A 17,468-nucleotide genomic window follows, 5' to 3' on the forward strand; every position below is an offset into this window, starting at 1 on the left:
CCCAACGTCACCAAATAGCGCCCGCATAGTTCAGGAAATTCGGCCAGACGGTGTGAACAGCCGATTACGGAATACAGCGAAGGGCCGGGGTGCATCTTGAGTGCACTCCGGCCCTTCATGAATCCTAACTAATTGATCAGCGCGATGAATATCGGCAAAGCCGCAGCAGCCATGAGTGCAATGAAGATCGTCCACTGCTTTCTGGTCAGTGAAGCGTTTTTGATCGTTCCACCCCGAATGATCGGCACGTATAGCGCTACAACGGCCCCAATCAGGAAAACAGTAGCTAGCAGCCCGAGCCGGAGGTCAGGTGTCATAGTCATTTAGGAAATGCGCCTTTCAGCAGATTTCCAAGGCCACCAGTCACGCCACCAGCAATTCCACCCGATAGACAACCCTTGCCGACCTCGGTGCCATCCACGCCTCCATCCGCCCCGCTTGAAATAGTCGTACCTGCAGCTCCTGCGGCGCAGCCGATAGCAACCCCGGCAAAGAAGCCGTGGATGCACACCGGCTGGTGGCAGACGATGCTCCTAGGTCCGATTGAGACATTACGGTTTGCAGTCCCAATGGTCCCGATCTCGTAGTGTGCTCAGGACCGAGGTTTACTGGATGTCAGGTTTCTGATCATATGCACTGAGGACGAGTACCATCACGGACGTAACCACCATCGCGAGGAGCGGTACCCAGAACGCGATCCGGCGCTTGGCGAGCATCGTGATCGTGGCGATTGTCGCCGCGAGAGCAATGAGGAAGATCAGAACGTAGGCAGTCGTTGCCGCCCATTGCGGTATTGAACGGGTTCCGTCCATCCAGTCGGACGCGCCGAGGGCGACAATCAAGAACTGCGCGACGGCGACGAACGGCTGCGCGACTAAGAAAACGATTGAAAAGACGCGGTCGATGATCAAGGGCTGTCTGGCATTTCGTTCATCGACCTGTGCTTTTGTATTCACTAATCGTCCTAACGCACGCTCGAAGTAGCTGCTTCCGCCGCCGTCAACATAGTCCAGGGGCTGCCTAACGACCAAACAGGTGGCGCCAACCGCGGGCTCATGACCCGACTCAACCGCCCACACCCGGGACTGCCCCGGCTTTGCGAACACTGGTGAGGAGACCCTTGATGAGCTCCTCCTCAACCGCACGGAAGACCCGGACGAGCCGTTATACGTCTACGCCGATCCGGCTGGCCATCCATTCCGTATCTTCGTCGGCTGAAGCAAACCCGACGGACGCTAGGTCTGGCCCGAGCCAACGCGGCAGCTGCGCGCTCGTCACCGTCGCAGTGGAGCGGCAGGAGCTCTCCATGCCGCCGTCACCGGGGGTTTGCTTCCCGTTCGCACACGACGGTTACTGTCGCGTCGTGATTGCTATTTCCCCCCGCCTCTCCCGGCCGATACTTGTCTGCCTTACCGCTGTGTTCGCTTTGCTTCTCATCGTGATGCCCGCTCAAACCGCATCCGCCCACCCCACGGGAACCACCGGCGTGCAGGTGACCGTGCGGGCAGACTCAGTCGACCTCGAGATGCAGATCCACAACGCCGGTTTCACCGCCGCAACCGGCATGGAAATCGGATCCGACCAAGCCGCGCTCGATGACATCGCTGACAACCTCCTGTCATTCATCCTCAATCGCGTGACCGTCGCCGACAGCGTGTCGGCTCTCGAGCCGACAGTCGTAAGTGAACCCGAGTTCAAGAGCATCAACGGCGAGGACGCCATTGTCACGACAGTCCGGTTTGCGAACGGTAACCGTGCGATCGAGGGAAACATCGTGCTGGATTACCGCTTCATCCTGGATGTGGTCCCCTCGCACCAGGTGTATGTGTCCCTGGTTAGCGATTGGAACAACGGCGTTCTTACAGAGGGCGAGCCGAGCGTGGTGGGCGTCCTCGGCGGCGGGGTGACTGAGATGGTCCTCGACCGGAATGCGTCCACGCCCACGAACGGATTCGTCGCCGTGATCCGGCTGGGGATGCTCCACATTGCCGAGGGCACTGATCACCTGCTGTTTCTCACGACGCTGCTGGTGGTGGCTCCATCGGTTGCTGGACGCGGCGCGCGGGGGCTGCGGTGGAACGAGCCAATCGCAACAAAGCGGACGATCGGGCGGGCAACGCTCATCATCACCGCGTTTACCGCCGGACACCTGGTCACTCTCGCGTTGGTGTCGCTCGGACTGATTTCCTTCCCGACCAAGCCCGTTGAGGTCCTGGTGGCGGTCTCCATCATCGTGGCCGCCATCCATGCCGCCCGGCCGCTTCTGTCCCGCGGTGAGCTCCTCATAGCGGGAGGCTTCGGCCTCGTCCACGGCACCGCTTTCGCCACGACTATCCTCGAGCTGAACCTCGGGTTCAGCGAAAAACTCGTCGCCATCATCGGGTTCAACATAGGCATTGAGCTGGCACAAATCATCGCAGCAGCTTTGGTTCTGCCACTGCTGATCTGGTTGTCACACTCCCATGCGTACGCCGGGTTCCGCCTCGTGACCGCTTCCCTGGCAGTGGTCGCCGCGATCGCTTGGATCGTTGGCATCAGCACCGGTCAGGATTCTGTCCTCCAGCCCCTGTTCGATGCCATGGCGCACTTCCCCGTACCCTTCTACCTCGGACTCGTGGCAGTGGTTGCCGCACTGTGGCTCAGAACCCGCGAGGCCACCCCAAACAAACGCTCAATCGAGCCAGAGTACGACGCCGGTCATGCGGGTGAGCACGGCGGCGACGCCGGCCCGGATCGCCTCCGCGCTACGCTCCGGGGTGAACGAGGCCGCATCAAACTGCGTGGTTGACCCGAGGCCGGAGCCGCGGAACCCCGCTCCCGTCCATTCGACAGCCGTGACGTTGGCGGTCGGCTCGGCCAGCTCAGCACCGAGCACGAGGAACGGTATATCCAGATGGTTGGGTGTCACGATGGCGAGCGGATCGATCAGGCCGTCACCGGCGGCGACAATCAGCTCGGGCTTCATATCCATCGCCTCGGTGATGCTGCGGATCGTGTCCTCGCCGGCATCCACTTGACGCAGATCCGCCGACACGGCGTCGGCCCACTCGACTACGGCTGCGGAAAGTGTTGCCGTGCGCTCCTCCTCGCCACTGGTGAGGAGGACTACGCGGTAACCGGGCGCAGGGTCGACACCCGCCCAAGAGCCGGACGCCGGCGTTACGGTCCCCTCCGGGGACGGTAACGGTGTTGGGATGAAGCCCGCGGCGGGCAGACCCGTCGCAGTGGTCGTGGGGCGGGCGTCGTCCCAGTCGCTGGCAGCGCAGCCGGACAGGAGCAGGACAGCGACGCTCAGGGTGGTCGCGATCGCGGGGCGGTGATGCACGGAAATATCCTCATCGGTTGGACAGCGGCGAGCGATTCCAGAGTGCATCTGCAAATGCGCTGGAGCCGACTCGCCACGGACAAGTTACCGGGCTGTTCACCGGATGGGCTCCTCATGTTCGCCTGGGCTGGTGACGCCATGCATGGAAACCGCCGGCCGCCAGATGTTTCCGTTTGCGATGCGGCGGGACCGCCGATTGTTCACCTGTCGTCAATCTGCCGCCTAGATCCTTGGGGCGGACGCGGCCGCGAGAGCGCGTCCGGTTCCCCCATCACCGCACCTCCATGAGAGAAACGGAATACACATGTTCCTGGTAGCACCCCCTCGGCCCGCGGGCCGCGCGGCACGGTGGCTGTCGACTGTGGCCCTCACGGCGGCACTGGCCGCCGGTAGCGTTATCGCCGTCGCACCGTCTGCAGCCCACGCCGCTGACCCTGTGTCCTACACCGGCATTGTGCTCGGCGTCGGTTCCGATGAGACCCAGCGCACGCTCGCCTGGTACACCAGCTCCGACAGCGCGCAGGTTGTGCAGGTTGCACCGACAGCCTCGCTGGTGAACGGAGAATTCGGCCCGTCCGTGACCACGTTCTCAGCAACCGGCGCCGCCAACATCGCCACCAGCGGCGGGTATAACCGCCATGCGGTCGTCTCGGGCCTGCAGGAGAACACGCAGTACTCGTACCGTGTCGGTTCTGCTGGAAACTGGTCGACCACCTACTCCTTCAAGACCCAGTCATTTGAAGGGGACTTCGATTTCCTGTTCTTCGGGGATCCGCAGATCGGCGCCTCCGGGAACACCGCACAGGACGGGGCGGGCTGGGCTGACACCCTCAACGTCGCCCTCAATGCCAACCCGAACGCCGAGCTCCTCGTCTCAGGCGGCGACCAGGTCGAAGCGGCGAACACCGAGTCGCAGTGGGACGCTTTCCTTGCCCCCGACCAGCTGCGGCAGTACCCGTGGGCGGCAACTATCGGTAACCACGACGTGGGCGGCAAGGCATACGAGCAGCACTTCCACACCCCCAACACCGATTACTCGGATGCGTACTACGCCAAGGCTGCCCAGAAGTCGACCACCTCGGGCGGTGACTACTGGTACATCTACAAGGATGTGCTGTTTATCGATCTGAACAGCAACAGCTACGACTCCGCTACCGGTGGCGGCGACCAGGCTCACGTGCAGTACGTCACGGATGTGGTGAACGCGCACGGTGCGGACGCCAAGTACAAGGTGCTCACCTACCACCATTCGATCTACTCGGCAGCGGCGCACGCCAAGGACAAGGACGCCAAGGTGCGCCGTGTCGATTTCCCCACCGTATTCTCGGACCTGGGCGTCGATCTCGTGCTGCAGGGTCACGATCATGTGTACACGCGCAGCTATGAAATCAACGATGGTGCGAAGGCGAACGCGGACGAGGTGCCCGGCCAGAACGAGGTTTTCGTTGGCGAGGGCGGCGTGATCTATATGACCGCGAACTCGGCATCGGGGTCGAAGTACTACGACATCTCGGCGCCTGACGCAACCGGCACCAGCGGTGCCGGCAACGGAGGGGACCCGCTGAACCCGGCTAACTACTGGTACAACTCGGTGCAGAACCAGGAGCATGTACGCAGCTATGTGAAGGTCCAGGTGAAGGCGGACGAGCTCGTCGTCGAAGGCATCCGCAGCGGAACCTGCGACTCGACGGTCGAAGGCGGGCAGTCGTCCTGGTGCGGTACCGCCGGATCCTCAACGGCGGTGGATGGTGTTGGAAGTGTCATCGACAGCGTCACCATCCACCCCTTCCACGGCAATTCCGAGGAGATTCAGGTGACTGTTCCTACGGCCGCGCCGGGTGAATTCGGGTGGACGATTGACGGACAGAACGGTCTTGTGGACCTCGGCACCGCACAGGAATCCAAAGGTTCCCTCGTGGCCAACGGGGAGATTAACCCGATCAACGTCTCCGACAGCCGTTCTTCGCATGCACCCTGGTCGCTGACGGCCGTGGTGAGCGACTTCTCCGACGGTGGCAAGACCTTCTCCGGCAGCTACCTGGGCTGGACCCCGAAGGTGCTCATCCCCGGTGCCGGTGCCGTCGCGGGCGCCCCCGTCGCTTCCGGATACTTCGGCGGTAGCGGACTGTCGGTTAGCCGGGCGCTCGGTTCCGCCGCGAACGGCCACGAGAAGGGTTCGGCGCTCCTCGGTGCCGGTCTCGACCTGAAGCTGCCAGCCGGCACGGAAAAGGGAAGCTACCGCGCAACCCTGACGGTCACCGCGCTCGCGGGCTGACAACAACATGTCCTCAGATCCGTGGGGGAGGGCTGCCCCACTCCCACGGATCGCCCCCGTTTCCGCCCTTCCCGAAAGATCTCACGTGAACGCTTCCCTCGTATACCGGCGCCCGCGCCGCCGGGCGCTCCGGGTCGCCGCCCTCGCGGCCCTTGCTCTCCTTCTCCCCGCTTTCCCCGCCCATGCCGAGGGCCCCGACGACGTGACATGGACCGTCCGCACTGCGTCCAACGACCTCGGTGCCGACCGCACAACTTTCACCTACACAGTCGATCCGGGCGGTTCGCTGACGGACGCTATGGTCATCACCAACCGCGGCGACGAACCGGTGGCTCTCTCCGTGTACGCGGCCGACGGTTTCACCTCCGACGACGGGGAGCTCTCGCTACTCGTCGCAGGCGAGACTTCGCAGGCGGTCGGAACCTGGATCACTGCCGAAACGAAGACTGTCACCATCGGCCCTGACACGGTCACCACTATCCCGTTCACCGTGGACATCCCTGCCAACGCCACCCCCGGGGACTACGTCGGAGGGCTGGTGACCTCACTCACCGTCCCGGACGCGCCTTCCGGCGTCAGCGTCGACCGACGGCTGGGCATACGCGTCAACCTGCGCGTCGGCGGCGATTTGGCGCCCTCACTCGCCGTCGAGGACCCGTCCGTGTCCTGGAACGGCGGCTGGAACCCCTTCGCGGGCGGCGACGCCGCCATGACGTACACGCTGCATAACACCGGTAATGCGGCGCTGTCCGTACAGCCCGCCGACGTGGTGAGTGGGCCGTTCGGCTGGTTCCCGGTGGACGCCGCCGAGGGCGAGGAGGTGCCCGAGCTACTACCCGGGGAGAGCTGGACACGGACGGTGACCGTGGACGGCATATTGCCATTGTTCGTCCTGCTGGCGAGCACGACCGTGACCCCGGTGATGACCGATGCATCCGGTTCCACCACGCCGCTCGCCGAGGTATCGGGAACCGCTGTCGGCGCGGCGATCCCGTGGGCCGCGATGGTGATCATCCTGCTGCTGGCGGCCGCGACGTATCTGTACATCCGCCGTCGTAGGCACCGTATCGCCGCTGAGAAGGAACGCGAGGATGAACGGGTCAACGCGGCGGTCGCGCAAGCCCTCGCGGGCGACCCCGTCCATGCTGCGGCATCGAACGCCCTCGAGGACGCACCCGTCAAGGCGACCCGTCTGCCCGGCTGAGGCATCAGGGCCGGGCTGCCGACTTATACGCCTACGCCGCCAACGATCCCGTCAACAACAGTGACTCCTTGGCCTTCTCGCAGCGTCATCCGCTTAGGAAACCAGGCCGTGCCGGTAGGCGTACACCACGGCTTGGACCCGGTCGCGGAGGCCGAGCTTGGCGAGGATCCGAGAGACAAAGGTCTTCACTGTTTCCGAGCTGATCACCAGTGCTGCGGCGATCTCGGCATTGGACAGTCCGGCGGCGATGAGTTGCAGCACTTCGCGCTCGCGCGGCGTGAGGCCGGAATCGGCGGTTGCGCTGCCCACCGGCCGGATACGTTCGGCATAGCGGCCCACGAGCTGCCGTGTCACCTCCGGTGCCAGCAGGGCGGCCCCCGAAGCTACGGTGCGGATACCGCTGAGCAGCTGTGCCGGCGGCGCGTCTTTGAGCAGGAAGCCGCTGGCCCCGGCGCGCAGCGCCTCATAGACATACTCATCCAGGTTGAAGGTGGTCACCACCAGCACCTTGACGGGGATGGAAACGCCGGCGCCGGCGAGTGCGCGGGTGGCCTCGATGCCGTCCAGCTGCGGCATCCGGATGTCCATCACGACGACGTCGGGCAGCAGCTGCCGGGCCAGTTCGACGGCGGCCCGTCCGTCACCGCACTCGCCCACCACTTCCATATCCGGCTGCGCGCCGATGATCGTGGCGAATCCGGTCCGGATCAGCGGCTGGTCGTCGCACACCAGGACCCTGGTCGGCAGGCTCATGCCGGGCCTTCCGTCGGCACGCGGGCAGACACCGTAAAGCTGCCGTCCTCCTGCCGTCCGGCGCTGAAATCGCCGCTCACTGCCGCCAGCCGTTCGCGAAGCCCGGTCAGACCGCGGCCGCTGCCGGCAGGCAACTGGGCGGTGTCAGGAAACGGTGGCGCCGCGGCGTCCGAATGAATCAAAACTGTGGTCTCCGTTGGTTTGTAGCAGATGCTGACAGCGGTACGGCTGCCGGCTGCATGCTTCCGCGCGTTGGTCAGCGCTTCCTGCACCACCCGGTACAGGGCCAGTTGGGCTCCGTCATCCATGTCCCCGGGCGGCCCGCCCTCCTCGGCAAAGTCGACCTGCAGGCCGGTGCGGCGCGCGTGCTCCACAAGGCTGCGCAGTTCGGCGGTGCCCGGGGTGCGGCCGGGCTCCTTATGGCCGGGATTAAGCACGTCCAGCACCTGCCGCAGATCCGAGACCGCCCGCCGTCCGGTGCCTGCGATGGTTTCCAAAGCGCCGTCGAGCCGGTCGGGAGACCCGCTGAGGTAGCGTGCCGCTTCCGCCTGCACCACCATGGCGGTGACGTGGTGGGTGACGACGTCGTGCAGTTCCCGCGCCATCCGGGTGCGTTCCGCGGAGCGCGTGTCCTCGGCGATGCGGTCAAGGCGGTCCTGCTCAGCGATCCGTCCGGCCCGCTGCCATGCCCCGACGCCGACGGCGAAGGCCATGGCCACGTAGAACGTCACGAACTCGCTGAGGGGCTCGGGGGTTTCCAGCCGGTACATGCCGGCAACCAGGACGGTGTACCCGACGGTGAAAACCGCTACGGCAAGCCTGCGGTGCCGCTCAAGATAGGAGCCGGCGCTCAGCAGGGCCACCACCAGGCCGGTGCCGGCGAAGGTGTGAAAGCCGTTGAGCTGGTCCAGGGCGAACCCCGCTGAAACCAGGGACAGGCAGAGAGCCGGCCACCGACGGCGGACGGCAAGAGGAAGGGATTGCAGAGCCACTGCGGTTAGGGCCGGGCCGGAAAAGGGGCGGTCAGGCAGCCCGCCGAGCACTGTTCCGTATCCGTGGGTCACCGGCAGAAGGGCCAGGACAAACAGTGCCGCCGCAAGCGGTAGATCCCGCACGACGACGTCGAGCCGGCGCCATCTATCGGTGATCGTAGTCACTGCGCCACTTTAGCCCGTGCGGTGCCGCGGGCCGCACGGAATGACACAATGTTGCCGCGCCGTGCCGCCAGGTGCAGGAAGGCCAGGGTGGCCAGCCCGCAGAACAGGACTGCGAAGATACTGCCTTCCGGTCCAAAATCACCCCCGGTGAGCAGCGTCGGGCCGGACGTGGCGGCGTCCAGAAGCCCCTGCGGAGTGTTGTTGCCGGACACTTCCGTGCTGAACAGGGCCGAGGCGGCGGCATTCCAGCCAAAGTGCAGTCCGATCGGAAGCCAGAGGCTGCGGGTGGCGATGTACGCCGCAGTGAGCATCCCGCCGGCTTCTACGGCAATCGCGACGGCGCCCCAGAGGGATGCATGGGGATTCAGCAGGTGCACCAAGCCAAACAATGATCCCGTCAGGACCAGCGCGCACCAGGTACCGGTTGCGACCTCCACCCATCTGAACAGCACACCGCGGAAGATCAATTCTTCGGTGACGGCTGCAGCGCACATAAGACCGATCAGCCCGACTGCTCCGGCTGCGGAGCCGAGCCCCGTGATCTGGTAGCCGCCGAAGGCTGCGATGATTCCAATGGCGGCGGCAAAGAGTACGACGCCGGCCACGGTGCCGCGGCCGGCCGCCCGCGCGGCGCCCGGCCACGCCAGTTCCGCCACAGAGCGCCGCTCTGTTACCCGCACTATCCGGCGGTACGCCAAGACAGCGAGTACGGCGACTGCCACGCCAACGGCCAGAGCGGGCCAGGGGCTTCCGTCCACCGCCTGAAGGGCAAGGTTGCCAAGGACAGCGACCGCTGTCACGGCAAGCAGCTGCAGTACAAATTTCATGTGGTCCTCCGAAAGTGAGGCCGTCGGCAACCTGCCGCGACACCACTTCACGCTACGGAGCTCCGGTCTCGGAATCGTCACCCTGGAGTGGACACTTGCGAGTAGCTCGCACGGGGGACGAACCAGAGGAGTCCCGGGCGCATTACTTATGCGCCGGAACGCACTGCCGCAACAGCCCGATCGTAGAGTGCGCCCAGATCTTCCGTGCCTCCTCCGTGAACCCACAATTCGCCGGCCACGTCCAGGCAGGTAATCGCACTCGCGACAATCGCAGCGGGCGCCGGGTCTGCCGCGTCGTCGTCGGCGAGCCCGAGGCGCCGGCGGATGTTGGGCACCAGCAGCGACTGCCAGTGCAGGTGCTTCTCGATGCTGCGCGCCCGGAGCGACGGCGTGCCGTACATCATCTTCGCGATCTTCAACGTAACGCCCGGCTCGACGGCGAGGGCATCCACCGCGTGCAGCGCCTGCCGCAGTGCGTCCCACGGCTCCACCGTCAGGGGAACATTTTCCAGCGCATCGGCCATGAGCTCGCCCTGGTGCGCCAGACCGCCCAGCACCACGTCTTCCTTGGTGCCGAAATACCGGAAGAACGAGCGCCGCGAGATCCCCGCCGTCGTCGCGATCTGATCGATCGTGGTCTGTTCGAAGCCCTGCTCCAGGAACAGCCGCATGGCCGTGCCCGTGATTTCGGCATAGGCCGCCTGGCGCGATCGCTGCCATAGAGTCGATTCTTCGGTCACGGGTTCAGCGTACCCCAATGACTCATTGACACTGAGTGCCAGCAAGGCATACGGTCGCAGCAATGCGCTATCCACCCCGGAAATATTGGAGCTCCTCATGCCGGTACTGGACTTTCCGAACCACACCATTCTCATCACCGGAGCGTCATCCGGCATCGGCGCTGCTTTTGCCCGCGCGCTGGCCGCCCGCGGAGCCGGCCTCGTACTGGTCGCCCGGCGCCGGGACCGCCTCGACGCCCTCGCCGCCGAGCTTCGGGCGGCGCATGGGGTGACCGTCACCGCGATCACCCAGGACCTGGGCTCGCCGTCGGCGGGCGCGGAGCTTTCGGCAGCGGTTGCCGAGGCAGGGCTGCAGGTCACCGGGATCATTAACAATGCAGGTTTCGGCACGTTCGGGGACTTCGTCGAAGAGGATCCCGGCCGGCTGGCCCAGGAAATCGCCGTCGACATCAGCGCACCGGTCCAGATCAGTGCGGCGTTCCTGCCCGGCATGGTGAAGGCAGGCACCGGTTTTCTGATCAACGTCGCCAGCATGGCCGCGTACACGCCCACCCCGCGGATGGCCGTCTACGGCGCGGCCAAAGCCTTTGTCCTGAGCTTCACTGAGTCACTGTGGGCCGAGAGCCGCGGCACGGGCGTCACCGTGTTCGCCCTGTCGCCCGGCGCCACCAGCACGGAGTTCAACGCCGTCGTCGGCACCGACGATGCCACTGCCGGAGCCCGGATGCGCACGCCGGACGACGTCGTCGCCACCGCCCTCACTCACCTGGCCCGGCGCAACCCGGGCCCGAGCGTGATCGACGGCCGGCTAAACCGGGTCGGTGCGGCCGCCGCCCGGCTGATGAGCCGGCGCGGAACCGCTGCGATGATGCATCGCGTGACCGACCCCGCGCGCCGCAAGGACGTGGACGTGGTGAACTAGGGGAGCAGTGGGGTGGACTGGATGCCGTGAGGCAGCGTTTTGCTCTACGGACTGCAGTCCTCTTGGTCCCGATCTCGGAGAGTGCTCAGATAACCCGAGTGGCGACCTGGAGAAACTCCTTGGCCGCAAGCCGAAGACGGTGCGCGAATACCTCCGCGACCACTACCCCGTCCCGCCGCAGCGCTGAGTCTGGTAGACCGGAGGGGCGCACCGGGCGACAAACCGGCATCAGGATTCCACCTTCCGCCGTAAGCCCAAGCGGCTACTTGATCCCGAAGTCGAACCCGCCCTGCTGGTGGCCGAACCGCTCCCGGAGGAAGTTCCCGGTGTTGGACAGGTCCATCGAGGTCTGGCGGTGGCGGCTGGCGTGCAGCGTCTCGGCCTGCCGGGCGAGCAGCTGGAGCTGCTCGACCAGTTCCTCGTTGGCAGTCCGTCCGTTCGCCTGCCGGTTCTCCACCATGCTGGGCGGGATGGCCAAGTAACCCCGGACGACGGCCGGCAGGTACTCCCGCACTGTGGCTGTCAGCTCGTACTCAAATTGTGGGTCACCCAGCGGCTGACGCGTTTCCGCGTCAACAACAGCGTCCAGGGTATGGCAGATTTCCAAGACGGAAACATACGCGTCTGCGGGAAGGCGATGCTTGTTCTGCTTGGCCTGCGTGGCGACCCATGCCAATGACTGCGACAAGTGTTCCGTGGAGGGGGTCACCGGCGCCGCCACGGCGGACGGGTGCGATGCAGCCGGCCACGCTGTATTGGGCTGAGAAGTGGCATTCCGTCCCGTGCCCTTAGCCTTTCGACTGAGCCAAAGATCTCGAAGCATGTAGAACCGTACGGCTGATACAACGATGGAACCGAGACCAACAAAGGAAGACAAAGTGCTAAGCGGGCTCTCCGCGTCGATTGAGAGAGCGGCTACGAAGAGGACGGAGTAAAGGACGCCCTCGACGATCACTTTCCAGTTCTTTTTGACTATGCCGAGAATTGGCACGATGAAGGGCATAAAAATAAAAAAGGCGATGGCAAGGGTGACCTTGACGATGTTCGCAACGGTGTGCCGGGACATCGTTATCCTCTCGAGCAAAAGGGTCGGCCAGAACTGTTGTTTCCGAGCCGCAAGACTATTGTGGCCGCATGGTTCCTGTGTTTGATCCAAGCAGACCTGCAGTCTATCCGCCGAACCTCGCGGAGGATGAAATGTCGGTTCCTAACGGATGAAATGGCCTCACTCCACCGGAATGATCGCGGGCGGCATCGAGTAGGGTTGCTCCCAATCAACCAGACAGTGGAAGGACATAACACAAGTGCCGCATTACGTCGTTTTACAGGTGATCCTGAAAGAGAAACTGTTGGGGACCGGCTCAGGGAACCTGACAGCCGTGGAGAAATCCATCAATGATCAAGCCGCAAAAGGCTACCGGCTTCACACGATCACTACAGCCAGCAGCGGCAGCAAGGGTCTTGGCGGTGGTGACCGTATCCAGGCGACCATGGTGTTCGAAAGCCTTCGTTGAACGGCGGGCCCAAACGGAATTAATTGAAGCTGCGGGCGGTGTTGCTGCTGCCGGCGCTCGTCATGCAGGTGAGTGACGCTGCCCCGGCTCCCCGTGGCCTCCGGCTTCCTGCTCCAGGCGCCCGTAGACTGCTGGGAACTTACTTCCTCAGGGGGACACCGCATGGCATGCGCCGGCTGCAGCACAGGGTCACAGCTCGACTTCGAGTTCAGCATGGCATTCCAGCCGATTTACGACGCCGGCGCCGGCCGAGTCTGGGGCTACGAGGCACTGGTCCGCGGTGTGGTCGGGGAGAGCGCGTTCGAGGTGCTGTCAAAGGTCTCGCCCGAACAGAAATACCGCTTCGACCAGGACTGCCGGGTCAAGGCCGTGGAGCTGGCATCGCGGCTGTTCCCGGCCGGCGAGGAGTTGATGCTTTCCATCAACTTCATGCCGAAGGCGGTGTACGAACCGGCCGCCTGCCTGCGTGCCACCCTGCTGGCCGCTAAACGGTACAACTTTCCGACGTCGTCCATCATGTTCGAATTCACCGAAAACGAGGAGGTGGCCGATACCGAGCATTTGACCAACATCATTACCGAATACCGCAAGCACGGCTTCACCACCGCCGTGGATGATTTCGGTGCCGGGCACGCGGGGCTGGGCCTGCTGGTCGATTTCCAGCCGGACCTGATCAAGATCGACATGCAGCTCATCCGTGGAATCGACACCAGCCCGGCCCGCCGGGCCGTCCTGGCCGGAATCATCGGCATTGCCAAGGACCTTGGCATCACCCTGCTGGCCGAAGGCATCGAAACCGAGGCGGAGTTCCGGGTGCTCAAAGCCGCCGGCATCCGCCTGTTCCAGGGGTATTGGTTCGCCAAACCGGCCTTCGAGGCGCTTCCACCGGTGCAGCTCGACGTTTCCGCCGTGGCCGGGCGCGTCTCGTAGCTGCGGTGTAGGTCAAGTGCCGCTGACTTAGAACAGCGGCCAGGGAACCGCCGGCATGTCACCGCTCGGAGCCGGAAACTGCCCGGCCGATCGCAGCAAGGCGCAACGCGCAGCGAACGCCGCAATCTCCTCGGCGGTGAGCAGCTTCGCCAGCTGCGAGCCCAGCTCACCGTGCAGTCCGTCGAGAACCCGGTCGATGCCTTCGAGTTCCTCGGCACTCAGCGCATCGCCGATCCAGCCCCACAGCACGGTCCGCAGCTTGTGCTCCTGGTGGAAGGTCAGACCGTGGTCCACGCCGTACCGGTGCCCGCCGGCCATGGCCAGGACGTGGTCGCCCTTGCGGTCGGCGTTGTTGGTGAGGACGTCGAACACTGCCATCCGCCGCAGTACCGGAGTGTCCTCGTGGATGAGGGAGACGATCCGCCCGACGTCGTCCTGGCCCTGCAGGACCTCTTTCCACCCGGTCTCCGGAACGTCCTCTTCCGGCACCAGGTCCACCGGAGCCTGCTCCGGGTCGGTCTCCTGCCAGAGCTGGACCATGCCTTCACCGAGCGGGCCGTCCCGCAGCCAGGTGCGCGGCACGATGTTCCACCCCAGCACCTCGGAGACCACATAGGCGGCCACCTCGCGGTGCGCCAGGCAGCCGTCGGGGAAATCCCAGAGCGGCTTCTCGCCCGCAATCGGTTTGTAGACCACCGCGGCGTCGCCGATGCTGCCCAGGAAGGTGGCGTTGGACGCCGTCGTCAGGCGTCCGGTGAGCGTGAGCTCGTCGGTGACCAGGTCGGGCGCGGGCATCAGGACTCGGGGAAGGTGCAGGTGTGCCCGTCGGGGTCGATCGGCTGCCCGCAGATCACGCAGATCGGCCGCCCGGCGCCCACCACTTCGCGGGTGCGCTTGGCGAAGGCCCGGGCGGTGCCCACGGGCATCCGCACGCGCAGCACCTCTTCGGCGTCGGAGGCGTCAGTCTCGTCGTCGTCTTCGTCGAGGAAGCCGCCGTCATCGTCCTCGTCCACCTCATCGAGGGGGTAGGCCTCGATGACGAGCTGCGCCGTCGTCGGATCCCAGCCCAGGCTCATGACGCCGGCGCGGAACTGTTCCTCCACAGCGTCGAGATCGTCATTGTCGACAAGCTCGATGGGGGTACTGGCGGGCACGTGGAAGGGGTTGCCGTCGACGGTCATAAGCTGGTCGAGGATCTCGTCGATCTTCTCGGCAAGCTGGGCGGACTGGAGCTTTTCCAGGGCGATACTGACAATCTGCTTCCCGGCGCGCACCTGCAGGTAGAACGTGCGCTGGCCCGGGACGCCGACGGTGCCGATGACGACGCGGTCGGGCCAGTCGAAATCGTGAACGGTTGTAGGCATGGAACTACTCTAGGCTCATCCGGCCGGCGGCGCCTCGTGACCGGCACCACCGCCCACCGGGGCGTCGTCCGGCGTCGGGCTGGCCGCCAGCCAGGACAGGTCCCCGGCGTCGGTGTTGGTGGCCAGGACGGTGGGGCGCCCGGTGCCGTAGTGCACAATCGACACGGAGGCCGGGCCCACGTGGAGGCGCTGGAACATGTCCAGGTGCATGCCGAGCGCGTCGGCGAGGACGGACTTGATGATGTCGCCGTGGCTCACCGCCACCCACACCGCTCCCGGTCCGTGTTCAGCCTCGAACGCGGCGTCGTGGCGCCGAATAGCGGCCACGGAGCGGGCCTGCATCGCGGCCATGGACTCGCCGCCGGGGAAAACGACGGCGGAGGGCTGTGACTGCACCGTCTTCCACAGGTCCTCCTTCGCCAGCTCCTCGAGGGTACGGCCCTGCCAGGAGCCGTAGTCGCACTCGGTCAGTCCGTCCTCGACCGGGGTGTGCGGGGTTCCGGCCTGGCGGTCGAGGATGAACTGCGCGGTCTGCCGGCAGCGCTCCAGCGGGCTGGACACCACGCCGACGACGGGGACTTTGGCCAGCCGGTCGGCGGTGGCGGCGGCCTGGTCGCGGCCCACCTGGTCGAGTTCGACGCCGGGGGTCCGGCCGGCCAGCAGCCCGGAGGCATTCGCGGTGGTGCGGCCGTGCCGCACGAGGATGAGTGTTGCCATGTCCTTAGCGTAGTCATGGGGGGCGGGCTGGACGCTGACTGTGGGCACCGTGCGTCAACTGCCTGACGGGTGTGTGCGCTGGATGATGCGGTACACCGTGCTGCGGGCGACCTTGAAGAGTTCGGCGATCTCGGCGGTGGTGTGTTCTCCCGCGCTATAGAGGGACACCACGTGCGCTTCTTGCAATCTGGAGAGTTTGGGTTGCTTGCCGCGAAGCCTGCCCTTGGCTTTGGCAACCTGCATGCCTTCTCGTGTGCGGGCGCGTATGAGATCGGATTCAAACTCGGCGACCATGGCGAGGACGTTGAACAGCAGCCGGCCGACAGGGTCCGAAGGATCATGGACGGATCCGCCGATACTCAGCTTCACGTTTTTCTTCGTAAGTTCTTCGATGATGTCGCGGGCGTCGGGAAGGGAGCGGGCGAGCCGGTCGAGTTTGGTGATGACCAACGTGTCCCCGTCACGAACCGCTGCCAAGGCCTGACGTAGCCCAGGCCGGTCACGGTTGGTGCCGCTTAGTCCGTGGTCGGTATAAACCAGATCCTTGGGGACGCCGAGGGCTGCAAGTTGGTTCTGCTGGACTGTGAGGTCCTGCTCGCTGGTGGATACACGGGCGTAACCGACGACGTGGGCGCTCATGGTTGCGAATGTAGCGGTTGGGCTACCTTCACCGGGCACGTGCCCGGGCGGGGTATACGCGAACCGCGAGGTCAAACAGGTATCTGGGCGTGTCAGTTCGAGTAGGTGCGGGTGCCTGTGCCGCGGCTAGGGACCGGCTTACGGACAGCTGTACACCGACAACACCGCGCGATGCTGACTATAGGATGACCAGAAAAGCTGCTCGAGACCTTCAAGTAGTTACCACTAGTCGGTGCCGTTCTCATCAGGGATGGCGGACTCACATAGGGAAGCCAGCAATTAGATGAGCGATTCTTCGAAAAACCGGAATCAGGGCGATGTACGGGAAGCCCGATCATGGGTTTGGATACAGATCGTCGTCATGCTTCTAGGCGGGGTCATGCTTACCGGTAGATATTTTGAGGCGATCCCTCATCACTCAAGCCACTTTGCCCTAGTGATGGGTGCGGCGTTAGTTTGTGCTCTCGTAGCAATTGGTCTCTGCATTGAGCTCTTCTTGCGAATGATCTTCCAAGGCCTAACGATCTCCCGTCGTCGCGGCTTCGCCGTTGCGATCGCCGGCGCGATCGCAATCGTTCTGTGGGTCGTTGGTCTTCTGCTCAGGTAGGACCGTAAAGCGAAAACATCCCCGTCATCTTTCCGCAAAACACACGGAGACTAAGAGCAGGCGGCAAGGACCGGTTCAGCAGAGACGGCTTCAGCGCCCGATGGAGGATCGTTTATAGCGACGGCCTGAGAGGGCAGCTGCTAGTCAACTGCCGCTGCCAGAGCCTCAATCTCGACGAGTTCGTGAGCGTAGCCGAGAACAGTCACCCCCATCAACGTTGCCCCAAGCGCAATTAGTTTCTGGCCCAGTGGCAGATGCCGGGAGCTTCATGAGGTGCCCCGTAGTACCCCCTGCCGCCGGGCGCGTTTTCGCATAACTCCTCAGCCATTGCCTTACTGAAGCTATAAATGGGCGGAAACGCCGCGACGAGGAGCAGCGTGACCGTACAAAGGGACATCGCCCATGCCCTCCGGGTCGTCTCAGCTCGTCTCATTAGGACACCGGTCACGACCGCGGCGAGAACCGCTGCGAGGAACGGCAGATATATCGTTACT

Annotated in this window: 18 protein-coding genes; 6 read left to right on the forward strand and 12 right to left on the reverse strand. The window is 64.5% G+C overall.

Annotated elements, in window-relative coordinates:
- Nucleotides 1-128 precede the first annotated feature (128 nt).
- A complete protein-coding gene (locus QNO06_RS01310) occupies nucleotides 129-323 on the reverse strand; it encodes a hypothetical protein (RefSeq protein WP_227912987.1) in 195 nt (64 codons plus the stop codon).
- Between the two features lie 282 nt (nucleotides 324-605).
- Nucleotides 606-956: a hypothetical protein gene (locus QNO06_RS01315; RefSeq protein ID WP_227912988.1), complete on the reverse strand. Its 351-nt coding sequence runs from the start codon at nucleotides 954-956 to the stop codon at nucleotides 606-608.
- A gap of 407 nt (nucleotides 957-1,363) precedes the next feature.
- Here QNO06_RS01315 and QNO06_RS01325 point away from each other — a divergent pair, with 407 nt between their 5' ends.
- The gene (locus tag QNO06_RS01325; protein WP_227912989.1) at nucleotides 1,364-2,788 is read left to right on the forward strand and encodes a HupE/UreJ family protein; all 1,425 of its coding nucleotides are present in this window, start codon (nucleotides 1,364-1,366) and stop codon (nucleotides 2,786-2,788) included.
- On the opposite strand, the gene QNO06_RS01330 is transcribed toward QNO06_RS01325, so the two are convergent.
- On the reverse strand, nucleotides 2,672-3,325 hold the full coding sequence (locus QNO06_RS01330) for a hypothetical protein (protein ID WP_227912990.1): 654 nt from the start codon (nucleotides 3,323-3,325) through the stop codon (nucleotides 2,672-2,674). The genes QNO06_RS01325 and QNO06_RS01330 overlap by 117 nt on opposite strands.
- Nucleotides 3,326-3,629: 304 nt before the next feature.
- Between QNO06_RS01330 and QNO06_RS01335 the strand changes: the two genes are divergently transcribed.
- Both QNO06_RS01335 and QNO06_RS01340 read left to right on the forward strand, forming a co-directional pair.
- Entirely contained in the window at nucleotides 3,630-5,600 is a 1,971-nt protein-coding gene (locus tag QNO06_RS01335) for a purple acid phosphatase family protein (protein ID WP_227912991.1), read from the forward strand.
- Between the two features lie 85 nt (nucleotides 5,601-5,685).
- Nucleotides 5,686-6,804 carry a WxL protein peptidoglycan domain-containing protein gene (locus QNO06_RS01340; protein WP_227912992.1) on the forward strand — a complete coding sequence of 373 codons (1,119 nt, stop codon included), beginning with the start codon at nucleotides 5,686-5,688 and terminating at the stop codon, nucleotides 6,802-6,804.
- Nucleotides 6,805-6,897: 93 nt separating this feature from the next.
- Here the strand turns inward: QNO06_RS01340 and QNO06_RS01345 are convergent, their stop codons facing one another.
- The 4 genes from QNO06_RS01345 to QNO06_RS01360 all read right to left on the reverse strand — a co-directional run bounded on the left by QNO06_RS01345 (nucleotide 6,898) and on the right by QNO06_RS01360 (nucleotide 10,281).
- Complete coding sequence (locus tag QNO06_RS01345) at nucleotides 6,898-7,557, reverse strand: response regulator (RefSeq protein WP_227912993.1); 660 nt, start codon at nucleotides 7,555-7,557, stop codon at nucleotides 6,898-6,900.
- Nucleotides 7,554-8,714, reverse strand: coding sequence for a sensor histidine kinase (locus QNO06_RS01350; RefSeq protein WP_227912994.1), 1,161 nt, complete (start codon nucleotides 8,712-8,714; stop codon nucleotides 7,554-7,556). Before QNO06_RS01350 ends, QNO06_RS01345 begins: the two co-directional genes overlap by 4 nt.
- A complete protein-coding gene (locus QNO06_RS01355) occupies nucleotides 8,711-9,541 on the reverse strand; it encodes a CPBP family intramembrane glutamic endopeptidase (RefSeq protein WP_227912995.1) in 831 nt (276 codons plus the stop codon). Before QNO06_RS01355 ends, QNO06_RS01350 begins: the two co-directional genes overlap by 4 nt.
- Nucleotides 9,542-9,687: 146 nt before the next feature.
- Nucleotides 9,688-10,281 (reverse strand): TetR/AcrR family transcriptional regulator, encoded by a 594-nt coding sequence (locus QNO06_RS01360; protein WP_227912996.1) that lies wholly within the window; start codon nucleotides 10,279-10,281, stop codon nucleotides 9,688-9,690.
- 97 nt (nucleotides 10,282-10,378) lie between these two features.
- On the opposite strand from QNO06_RS01360, the gene QNO06_RS01365 reads away from it, so the two are divergent.
- A complete protein-coding gene (locus tag QNO06_RS01365; RefSeq protein ID WP_227912997.1) occupies nucleotides 10,379-11,203 on the forward strand; it encodes an SDR family NAD(P)-dependent oxidoreductase in 825 nt (274 codons plus the stop codon).
- Nucleotides 11,204-11,465: 262 nt separating this feature from the next.
- Here QNO06_RS01365 and QNO06_RS01370 read toward each other — a convergent pair whose 3' ends face one another.
- Nucleotides 11,466-12,269, reverse strand: a complete 804-nt coding sequence (locus tag QNO06_RS01370) for a hypothetical protein (RefSeq protein WP_227912998.1) — start codon at nucleotides 12,267-12,269, stop codon at nucleotides 11,466-11,468.
- Between the two features lie 238 nt (nucleotides 12,270-12,507).
- Here QNO06_RS01370 and QNO06_RS01375 point away from each other — a divergent pair, with 238 nt between their 5' ends.
- Complete coding sequence (locus QNO06_RS01375) at nucleotides 12,508-12,717, forward strand: DUF4177 domain-containing protein (RefSeq protein WP_227912999.1); 210 nt, start codon at nucleotides 12,508-12,510, stop codon at nucleotides 12,715-12,717.
- A 213-nt stretch (nucleotides 12,718-12,930) separates the two neighbouring features.
- Nucleotides 12,931-13,647 (forward strand): EAL domain-containing protein, encoded by a 717-nt coding sequence (locus tag QNO06_RS01380; protein ID WP_227913000.1) that lies wholly within the window; start codon nucleotides 12,931-12,933, stop codon nucleotides 13,645-13,647.
- A gap of 27 nt (nucleotides 13,648-13,674) precedes the next feature.
- On the opposite strand, the gene QNO06_RS01385 is transcribed toward QNO06_RS01380, so the two are convergent.
- The 4 genes from QNO06_RS01385 to QNO06_RS01400 are packed head-to-tail and all read right to left on the reverse strand — an operon-like array spanning nucleotide 13,675 to nucleotide 16,367.
- Nucleotides 13,675-14,442, reverse strand: coding sequence for an SCO1664 family protein (locus QNO06_RS01385; protein WP_227913001.1), 768 nt, complete (start codon nucleotides 14,440-14,442; stop codon nucleotides 13,675-13,677).
- Nucleotides 14,442-15,011, reverse strand: a complete 570-nt coding sequence (locus QNO06_RS01390; RefSeq protein ID WP_227913002.1) for a DUF3090 domain-containing protein — start codon at nucleotides 15,009-15,011, stop codon at nucleotides 14,442-14,444. Before QNO06_RS01390 ends, QNO06_RS01385 begins: the two co-directional genes overlap by 1 nt.
- A 15-nt stretch (nucleotides 15,012-15,026) precedes the next feature.
- The gene (locus QNO06_RS01395) at nucleotides 15,027-15,728 is read right to left on the reverse strand and encodes a histidine phosphatase family protein (protein WP_227913003.1); all 702 of its coding nucleotides are present in this window, start codon (nucleotides 15,726-15,728) and stop codon (nucleotides 15,027-15,029) included.
- Nucleotides 15,729-15,782: 54 nt separating this feature from the next.
- Complete coding sequence (locus tag QNO06_RS01400; RefSeq protein WP_227913004.1) at nucleotides 15,783-16,367, reverse strand: recombinase family protein; 585 nt, start codon at nucleotides 16,365-16,367, stop codon at nucleotides 15,783-15,785.
- Between the last annotated feature and the right edge of the window lie 1,101 nt (nucleotides 16,368-17,468).

Origin of the sequence: Arthrobacter sp. zg-Y20 (assembly GCF_030142075.1) — a bacterium.
Taxonomy (GTDB): domain Bacteria; phylum Actinomycetota; class Actinomycetes; order Actinomycetales; family Micrococcaceae; genus Arthrobacter_B.

Excerpts from the sequence above, each read along its gene's own strand:
- QNO06_RS01310 (WP_227912987.1), bottom strand. The coding sequence starts at position 323 with ATGACTATGACACCTGACCTCCGGCTCGGGCTGCTAGCTACTGTTTTC.
- QNO06_RS01335 (WP_227912991.1), top strand. The coding sequence starts at position 3,630 with ATGTTCCTGGTAGCACCCCCTCGGCCCGCGGGCCGCGCGGCACGGTGG.
- QNO06_RS01345 (WP_227912993.1), bottom strand. The coding sequence starts at position 7,557 with ATGAGCCTGCCGACCAGGGTCCTGGTGTGCGACGACCAGCCGCTGATC.
- QNO06_RS01355 (WP_227912995.1), bottom strand. The coding sequence starts at position 9,541 with ATGAAATTTGTACTGCAGCTGCTTGCCGTGACAGCGGTCGCTGTCCTT.
- QNO06_RS01365 (WP_227912997.1), top strand. The coding sequence starts at position 10,379 with ATGCCGGTACTGGACTTTCCGAACCACACCATTCTCATCACCGGAGCG.
- QNO06_RS01370 (WP_227912998.1), bottom strand. The coding sequence starts at position 12,269 with ATGTCCCGGCACACCGTTGCGAACATCGTCAAGGTCACCCTTGCCATC.
- QNO06_RS01380 (WP_227913000.1), top strand. The coding sequence starts at position 12,931 with ATGGCATTCCAGCCGATTTACGACGCCGGCGCCGGCCGAGTCTGGGGC.
- QNO06_RS01385 (WP_227913001.1), bottom strand. The coding sequence starts at position 14,442 with ATGCCCGCGCCCGACCTGGTCACCGACGAGCTCACGCTCACCGGACGC.
- QNO06_RS01390 (WP_227913002.1), bottom strand. The coding sequence starts at position 15,011 with ATGCCTACAACCGTTCACGATTTCGACTGGCCCGACCGCGTCGTCATC.
- QNO06_RS01395 (WP_227913003.1), bottom strand. The coding sequence starts at position 15,728 with ATGGCAACACTCATCCTCGTGCGGCACGGCCGCACCACCGCGAATGCC.
- QNO06_RS01400 (WP_227913004.1), bottom strand. The coding sequence starts at position 16,367 with ATGAGCGCCCACGTCGTCGGTTACGCCCGTGTATCCACCAGCGAGCAG.